The 5,762-nt window shown below is 38.2% G+C and carries 4 protein-coding genes; all 4 read right to left on the bottom strand.

The features are described from left to right. Positions 1-157: 157 nt before the first annotated feature. On the bottom strand, positions 158-2,464 hold the full coding sequence (locus AC1DRQ_RS28920; protein WP_477429213.1) for an Rv1355c family protein: 2,307 nt from the start codon (positions 2,462-2,464) through the stop codon (positions 158-160). Between the two features lie 72 nt (positions 2,465-2,536). After that, positions 2,537-3,346 (bottom strand): hypothetical protein, encoded by an 810-nt coding sequence (locus AC1DRQ_RS28925; RefSeq protein ID WP_477429215.1) that lies wholly within the window; start codon positions 3,344-3,346, stop codon positions 2,537-2,539. A gap of 56 nt (positions 3,347-3,402) precedes the next feature. Then, positions 3,403-3,801, bottom strand: coding sequence for a sensor histidine kinase (locus AC1DRQ_RS28930; protein ID WP_477429219.1), 399 nt, complete (start codon positions 3,799-3,801; stop codon positions 3,403-3,405). Further along, positions 3,773-5,131, bottom strand: a complete 1,359-nt coding sequence (locus AC1DRQ_RS28935) for a sensor histidine kinase (protein WP_477429217.1) — start codon at positions 5,129-5,131, stop codon at positions 3,773-3,775. Before AC1DRQ_RS28935 ends, AC1DRQ_RS28930 begins: the two co-directional genes overlap by 29 nt. Positions 5,132-5,762 lie beyond the last annotated feature (631 nt).

The following is a 5,762-nucleotide window of genomic DNA, read 5'->3' on the forward strand; positions in this document are numbered from 1 at the left end:
CCATATTATCTCCCTTAAAAACAATTATTTTTTGTGCAAATCCTTTTGGTAAAACAAGGACTTGAAGAAATAAAAGTAGGAGATAAAACCTGTTCATATTAACTGGTAAAAGATTTAGGCCGGATGGTCAATTATAAATTGGTACAGAAATTTAATACTAATCTAACATTAATACTTCGTCTATTGGTAATCTATAAGCTTTTAATGCAGGTTCTTCGGCTACGGCAATCTTAGTAAAAAACACCTCAGCACGGTCATTTCCTAACACAGCAATTTCATCCATTTTTTTTCTTAAACCCATAAGCTCCTGAATAGTTTCGGTATCTAAACCTTCGCCCTTGCCATGTAATATTCTTGAAAACAAATAAAACGGAGAAATTACCGGATGTACGGCCAGATTAAGATTAGTAGCTTCTAACCAGAATCGCTCCATAGCACGTCCGCCTTCAAAAAAATTCATCAGATCGTATTTCGGCAAAGTAATCATACATAGTGCCGATGCTGTTTTCACGATTTTTTTTGCAAGAGAATCAAATCCGTATCCTCCCTTTAGCTTATTAATGGTTCTGATCACACTTTCGTCCCTAATGATGTTTAAAGCTGCCAATTGGGAATTAGTAAAGCCCAGGGTTTTTACATCGATGCCATCTTTTTTAATTTTTGCTTCTTCGGAGGTCCATCTCATTTCATGATTAATAAAATCATGATGTCCGGCCGGATTTAAAAGCCGCGCCCTGTCACATGCACCAATAATATCCCCCAATTCTTTTAATTCATGCTCATCTGTAAAATATTGAAATCTTGCTCCCTGAATTGATTCGGTAATAGCTGCCAGCTTTTGAAAAACACTTAACGAAAGTTCCGTTTTTGGTGACGGGTTCCTATTGGTGTGGCGTTTAAAAATGGCTTTGTCGAGATTAATCAATTCAGGATTCAACTTATTTCCAGCTTTTTTGAAACGAATAGCCGCCACTAATTTTTCATTTTCAATATCGGGCAAAAATTCATAAAATGGTTCTATCCCTTTACTCAGCGCATGGATATACAAATTTTCATATGCAGCACCAAAAGAAATAAATGAAGCGCTTTTCTGAAAATCACCAAAAGAAAAAGAGCGGTATTGGTCATGATAAAGAAATAAGATCCCATCACGATACAACCATTTCCAGGGCTGGTCATTCCCTGTTGAAGGGGCGGCACAGGCAGCAGTAACCAATTCATGTATTACATCATGATCAGGAGCTATGGTATCAGCTTTATTTTCTGCCTGATACTTATTAACTAATAAACGCATTTCGTCTGCATGGAGCGGTAAAAAAGGATTAACAGGTACTTGTGAAATAAATGGTTCAGGTACCTTATCACTCACTATCTCATCCAGATCAATATAGTATCTTCCTGAATCGTGAAACTGATTCAATAGAATACGCCTGCAAACGTCAGCCCCTACGGCTCCACCCAACGCAACAGAGCTTGCCAGCTGCGGCCAGGTATTTATGGTTTGTTCAACCTCTATCATGGAAGCCTTTATTCGTAACGACACATTTTCAATACCCAGCATTTGTAAAACAAGGGGTATTTTTTCTTCATTAGTTAATCCTTTTATACTTTCAGGATCTACATCTTCTACTGTTCCATGTAATATAGGCCGGTCTGGTTCCAGGTCAAACCGTTCTACATCCAGCATCCCCCGGTCACTGGTATCCATCACTACCGGTATTTTAAGCGCTCTTGCCTTGAAACGCGACATTATTTTTATATCAAGCCCATCGCATTCATCCACCAGGAGATCAAGCTTTCCATTTTTCAAAAAGAAATCATTCATATTTTCCTCAGTTAAACCTTCAAAAAAACAGGTTACATTAAGGAAAGGATCTATTTCAGCAATTTCCCGGGCCGCGATTACTACTTTGGGAAGTCCCATATTGCGAACCCCGGTACGAATGCGGTTTAAATTACTTAATTCTAATTCATCAAAATCAGCAAGGCGCAGTTCACCAAACCCCCGTTCCATTGCTAATGTTAGCGCTATAGACTGTCCAACAGAAAGACCAATAATGCCGATCTTCTTTGTATGTATTATATCTTGTTCTGCCCTGGTTATTTTATATTGATTCCTGTTCGTACGAACTTCAACAAATTCACCCTCGGCCAGCAGATGTACCAATTGTTGATTCCATGGATAATAAACCCATGTTCCATATTCCTGAATATCTTTTCCTGCCAAATGCTTAGTAATGAGTTCGGGATATTCATCTTGTTTAATTTTTATTGAAGGATTACGGCACTTGATCAGTTCCTGTAGCTGACCATATATTTCGTCACACACAAATGTAACTTTAGCATCTTCAAATAGCCTGTTAAAAGTTACTTTATCCGATTTATCATCCAGTCTTAATATGATTGGCTGGTAAACATTTTTTGTATTCTTAAAGTCTGCCAAAAAAGTTGATATGTTATTCATCTGTATTGTGATTAAGAAATTCTTAACGATTAGAATCTGAATAAGTTACCATTTATCAAAAATAAATAGTTTTTAAAAAAAGTCCGGATCGTTGTTGTCAGTTTTACTTTTCAAAAAAGTCTTTTGGGCCGATTCAATAGTTTGAAATAAATTCCATTTATCAAGGTTCGGAATCTGGAGTTCAAAATCAATGCTTATTTTCTTATTTTTTAATTCAAGTATCTTTAAATTATTAGGATTAGCTCTCATTCGAAATATCAAAAGCTTATCCTCCTCATGAGCTTTACTTAAAACTGCAACATCCTTTAAAATCATGGCTGTTGCAATAAGATCAAGTTTCGGATAATAAAATGTTCCCTTGTTGCCAATACTGTCTTCGAGTACCATCCCACAATTCACAACCGGTTTTACAGTATAGGGAGCACATAACGCGAAGAGTGACTGTAAGCCGATCTGGGATGAAATGGCAATACCTGTGCGTATCAGCAGGGGGGTTCCTATTCCATATCCCGAAAGCTCATGCGAATTCCACAGACCACATATTTCCCCGGTGCCATATGGAGCATATTCCCGGACCAATTCAAAAACCGATGGATCTAATTTACCGGTAGCCTGTTCTATGGGCAAAGGCTCTGTCCCCCCTGAAACATGTACCCTTGCACCTCCATATACCTCTTTCCCATTTAATGACTCTACAATTATTACAAAAGCAGCAGGATTTTTTGCCCATTCATTTTTAGAAGATGTAACCTTGGTAACACCAATACTGGTTAATACCTGAGTATGGCCCTGAATAAACAACTCACAGGTTTCAGGTTCATCAATAGCCCTGAACGCCCGAAGCCTGATTTCCGGCTTTTCCCTATTTAAACTTTCTCCCATTTCATAAAAATGATAGCCATTAGTAAATATAACGGCCTCTATACTACATCATTTGGTCAACCCTTTTGATAGGGTATTGTAAACCGCATGCAACAGCCCTTGCCTGCATCACTGTCAATATATATACTGCCTTGCTGCAGATTGATAAGTTGCCGGCAAATATATAATCCCAAACCAGTTCCCGGTTTCCCGTCAGTACGGTTAGCCTGGTAATAACGGGTAAATAATTTAGCCTGATGTTCTTTTGGAATACCTATTCCCGTATCAGTGATACTTACATCCAGTTCGGCGGTATGCTCATTTATCGGGCGAATAAAGGTTTTGACTGTTACCCCACCATCGTCAGTATATTTGATGGCGTTGCTTAAAAGATTGATCATAATCTGTTTCAGCCTGAACGCGTCTCCTTTAACTTTGATTTCTACTTCATCTGTAAATTCGGAAGTTAACTTTATCCCTTTTTTTTTCGGCCATAAACTTCATCGTTTCCACTGCTTCCCCAATTTCATGACAGGGATCAAAAGTAACCAGCGTAAGAACACCGGTTTGCTGATGATCCATTTTTCCGGCATCCAGAATATTATTAACCGTTTCTATCAGCATTGTTGAGGAAAGGTTAATAGAGGCCAGTTTTTTTTGCTGATCTTCAGAAAGCACGGTTTTATTGAGCATATAAATAGTACCGGTAATTACCGTTAGCGGGTTTCGTATTTCATGGCTCATTGTTGCCAGTATTTCTGATTTCTGACCCGCAAGCATAACCGCTCTCTCATTCTCCGCTAAATAATTTTGTTCAGCCACCCGGGCCTTACGAATGTATATAATGAGTAAGATAATAAAGATCAGTACCATGCTTATGGCTATTCCCGTGAACTTATTCATTTCACTGGTAGCTGCCTGGTATTGTTTCAGTATTTCGCTCCTGCCTTTTTCCCATAGGCCTAAATCAATATCCCTTAACTGTTGTAAAAGATCGTGTAGTTGCGTAACCAGGCTAAGGTTGGCTGCTATTAATTGTTTATTTGATTGAACAAGCCGACTATTTTTCTGATTTAATTCTTGCAATAATTTCCCAATAACTTCCCCATGTTTCCTGTTAAGGGACCGGATAACCGAATCCCTGACTTGTTTTTCCCTCCTAATGGTTAAAGTTTTGACCGTAGCCTGGTTTTTGTTAGTAATAGCATCCTTTAAACGCCTAAATAATCCATTCTTTTTCCCTTTGTTATTGACGCTTACTGTAGTATCTGCCGAGTACTTTTCTTTTATACTCTGTTTAAAGTAAGTAGCCCTGGTCAAATTCCCGGGCACTGCAGCATTAATACTTTCTATGGTAGTTACTCTCAAAAGGGAGTCGAAATCATGCCGCAACACAAATACCTTTTGAGAGAGCAGCTGCTTTTTTTCAAATGATTCTGAAATATGCTGTTCGCTCCCGGGGAAGTATTTAGCGCTATCCGCCTGGTATTCTCTTAATACGGATTCTATCCGGCTAAAGATGCTTTTGAGTTTGAGTTTATAGTCTTCCAGCTTGTCACTGTGTCCATATAAACCGGCCTGCTGAAAATCGTTTTCGGCCCTGTTCAAATCCAAAAGGATATTGCTGATGTCCTGTGTTTTGGATGGCTCACTAAACTGGCTGCTTAATTTGTCAAGCTTTTGTACAATGGAATACTTTAAGACCAATGAGCCGGCAGTAATCAGGAAGGTAAAAAGCAAAAAGATAATAAACAGGCGATAAAGGTTTTTTGATGCCGTTCCACGTTTTATTAGTTTTTTATTCATCAATAATATGCCAAGTCTTTAATTTTTCCTGCGATAGTCACTTCTATAACTTGGATCGGTTATGTCTGGTATCAATACAGGGCATAAATATATTGAGAAAAACGATATCACCTCATCAATTAAACCGTCATCATATTAATTTTTAACATCATCCTGTCCAAATCTTAAAAACAAAAGAAGTGTTATGTCAGGTAGTTTAACTATTATAAAATGATACTGCTCCCCGCAAAAGCCGCCAATTGTTTATTTGTGCTGCCGGCTTACCGGCCTGCAATAGTTACGGGGTTAATACACAATTGGTTGCATTATCTTAACAAAAATTAAACAGCTTCACAATCATATTATCAAAAAGCCGTTAATGTAAGGCCAGGGGCCATTGAAACTAAATTTGGATATGTAAAACCCCTGTCATTCCTGCAGCAGTGGTAACCCACTTAATCGATTCAAAGGGGCTATTTATCGATTCTTGGTCATTCTTATTTGCGCAGCATTGTACTTTTGATATGAACCAATCATCCGCTTTTATTTTCGGTGAGGATGCTTGCAGCTCTCAATGATTAATATGAAATTAAAAAAGATCCTTTTACTGCGGCAACCGATAGCTTGCCTGCTTATTATAGTAACCCTAAAC

Source organism: Mucilaginibacter sp. P4_E8, assembly GCF_056401495.1.